A 2,831-nucleotide genomic window follows, 5' to 3' on the forward strand; every position below is an offset into this window, starting at 1 on the left:
CGTCGATGCAACGCGCCAGACGCTCGGCCACCCGCAACCGCTTTTCCACCTCGGCCAAGGCCAGAACGCCGCTGTTGGACGACAGCATGCCGCCGTCGAAACGGGCGACGACGGACTAGCCGCCGACTGATGACAAACCGCTCAGCGGCAGCGCAAGATCGTTCATGGTGGGTGTGGTCTCCGGGAAATTTCGGATCGGCTTAAGCAACCAAATCCTACGTCATTTCAACGGGCTTGCGCCACATCCACCAACCCCCATGAATTTGGTTAGGTTGATGCTGCGTGCCGCCGCCGTGAGGCCGCGCTCGCTAAGCAGCGCGTCGAGAACGACGAGAAGATTCAGATCGAGCCCTTTGAAACGCATGTCTTAGCTATCCATAGCGTGGATGAATTTGATTGAAACAAACGATTTTACCAATTTTCCGGAATGTCGCATGGACCTGGCAGGACCTCACGTGCGCCGATGACTGCCTCTATCGCGTGGCGAGTCCCTTGAGAAGAGCCCGAAAGAGGAAATCTGTCGCGTGCGGTGGAGATTGTACTGGGAATGAGAGGCAGCGCTCCAAATCATGTCGAACTCTCCGACGAATGGCGACCGGTACATAGTTGATCGCAACTGGTCCGGAGCTATGAAACATCTCGATTACATATGAGGTGCCGAGTGAATACGCTGACAGCACCCACCGTCGCAGCGTTTAGCTGACGTTTGACGACGGTTCCTATCCATTTACACGCAGATTCTTGATGTGCTGGCGCAAAAGCGGGAGGCCGGCGACTTTTCTTCGTCATCGGGCTGACGCCGCAGAAGCCGGAACTCGTCCGGTTGCTATGGGCATTGGGCTTGGTCGGCGCACAGGCTCTATGAGGGGCAATTTTGGCAACGCGACGCGACTCGGGTTTTGAACGACGCCGAAAACGCAAGCTGGAAAGGAACAAGATGGCAGATCAACTCGCCAACGAAATAATCGCAATGATCAAGAAGCGCGCCGCGTCGGAGGGCGGCATAGCGCCTGCCACGGGCGGCGAAATAACGGCTGCCACGGGACTGACTTCGCTCGGTATCGATTCACTGGGATTGGCGGACGTTCTCTGGGACCTGGAGCAGGCCTACGGCATCGAGATCGAGATGAATACGGCCGAGGCATGGTCGGATCTCCAGAATGTTGGGGGCATGGTGGAAGCCGTGCGCAGCTTGCTCCCTACGGGGGTGTGAATGGACAGGCGCGTCGTGATTACTGGGATTGGCGGGATTTGCGGGCTTGGAACCAACGCCGCCGCCATTTGGACAGAGATGCGAGAAGGCCGCTCCGCCATCGGCCCAATCGTCAACTCCGAGTTCCATGAGTTGAGGGTCAGGATCGGTGCCGAGATCAAGGCCCTGCCGGAGCATGACATCGACAGCAAGCAACTCATCTCCATGGACCGCTTCAGCCTGCTCGCTGTGCTTGCGGCGCGCGAAGCCATGCGTCAGGCCGGACTTTCCTCCAAAGAGGGAAATAGCTATCGCTTCGGTGCGGCGGTGGGCGTTGGCGGCTGCGGGTGGGATGCGATCGAGCAAACCTACCGCGCCATCCTTCTGGGCGGTAAGCGTGCCGCTCTCTTGACTGTACCCAAGGCGATGCCGGGTGCCGCTGCCGGCCAGGTCAGCATGAGTCTCGGCCTGCGCGGGCCGGTCTTCGGCGTCACGTCCGCCTGTTCCTCGGCAAACCATGCGATTGCCTGCGCGGTGGACCAGATCAGGCTCGGCCGGGCCGACGTGATGCTTGCCGGCGGCAGCGAAGCGCCGCTCATATGGGGTGTGCTGAAGGCATGGGAAGCGATCCGCGTGCTTTCGCCCGATACTTGCCGGCCATTCTCGGCCGATCGCCAGGGCCTGTCGCTTGGTGAAGGCGCCGGCATGGCGGTGCTGGAAAGCTACGAGCATGCCTTGGCTCGGGGCGCCACCATCCTTGCCGAAATTGCCGGTGTCGGCCTTTCCGCCGATGCGTCCGGCATCGTCGCGCCGACTGTCGAGGGGCCGGAGGCAGCAATGCGGGCCTGCCTTGCCGATGCCAGGCTGGACGCCGAGGATGTCGACTATCTCAACGCGCACGGCACCGGCACCAAGGCCAACGACCAGATCGAGACGGCGGCGATCAAGCGCGTCTTCGGTCAGCACGCCTTCTCAATGTCCATTTCTTCTACCAAGTCCATGCACGCGCATTGCCTCGGCGCGTCCGGCGCGCTCGAGTTGATCGCCTGCGTGATGGCTATCCGCGAGAGCGTCGTCCCGCCGACTGCCAATTATCGTGAGCTGGACCCCGATTGCGATCTCGACGTCACGCCCAATGTGGCACGCGAGCGCAAGGTGCGCGTGGCACTGAGCAACTCCTTCGCCTTTGGCGGCACGAACGCGGTTCTGGCGTTCAGGCAGGTGTAGAAGCCATGAAAGATGCTTCCGGCAACATTATCTCTCGCATCCAGATGCTTGCCGGGATAACCTTGTGAAGGGCGGGTCATTGACCGCCTCGGCGAATGCGGGAAGTGGCAGCGGAAGCTCGAGGATCCGGGGGTATCGTCTTTGCGAAATTCTTAACTGTTGAACCGGCTTGGACGGACCGCCGCCCCGTAAAAGGTAAGCGAGGCCATGCGGGCTCGGCTTGAGGGTCTGAAGCTGTACACGACAATGTCTGGAAGCCGCAGGGTCGGCTCTGCGCCCGTTATAGTCGCCTGAGTGCTGCCGGCCCGGCCGCGCCGCGGGCGCCGTCAATGAGCTCCTTGAACATGCGGACCTTGCCTCTCTTGGCCGACGCTTCCAGGCGTGCTGTCGTGCTGGCCTCCAGATCCGCCAC

At 61.1% G+C, this 2,831-nt stretch carries 2 protein-coding genes and 2 pseudogenes; 2 read left to right on the forward strand and 2 right to left on the reverse strand.

Annotated elements, in window-relative coordinates:
- Both X771_RS1000000168625 and X771_RS1000000168630 read right to left on the reverse strand, forming a co-directional pair.
- Window positions 1-166, reverse strand: a pseudogene (locus tag X771_RS1000000168625) (IS1380 family transposase); the annotation flags it as partial.
- A 96-nt stretch (window positions 167-262) separates the two neighbouring features.
- Window positions 263-364 (reverse strand): annotated as a pseudogene (locus X771_RS1000000168630) (LysR family transcriptional regulator); the annotation flags it as partial.
- Between the two features lie 573 nt (window positions 365-937).
- Here X771_RS1000000168630 and X771_RS135745 point away from each other — a divergent pair.
- Window positions 938-1,213, forward strand: coding sequence for an acyl carrier protein (locus X771_RS135745; protein WP_023673543.1), 276 nt, complete (start codon window positions 938-940; stop codon window positions 1,211-1,213).
- Window positions 1,214-2,419 carry a beta-ketoacyl-[acyl-carrier-protein] synthase family protein gene (locus tag X771_RS135740; RefSeq protein ID WP_031196279.1) on the forward strand — a complete coding sequence of 402 codons (1,206 nt, stop codon included), beginning with the start codon at window positions 1,214-1,216 and terminating at the stop codon, window positions 2,417-2,419.
- The last annotated feature ends 412 nt before the right edge of the window (window positions 2,420-2,831 follow it).

The organism is Mesorhizobium sp. LSJC269B00 (assembly GCF_000502815.1).
GTDB lineage: Bacteria > Pseudomonadota > Alphaproteobacteria > Rhizobiales > Rhizobiaceae > Mesorhizobium.

What these genes read in the sequence shown, in the direction of transcription:
- X771_RS135745 (WP_023673543.1), top strand. Translation starts at nt 938, where the DNA reads ATGGCAGATCAACTCGCCAACGAAATAATCGCAATGATCAAGAAGCGC.
- X771_RS135740 (WP_031196279.1), top strand. Translation starts at nt 1,214, where the DNA reads ATGGACAGGCGCGTCGTGATTACTGGGATTGGCGGGATTTGCGGGCTT.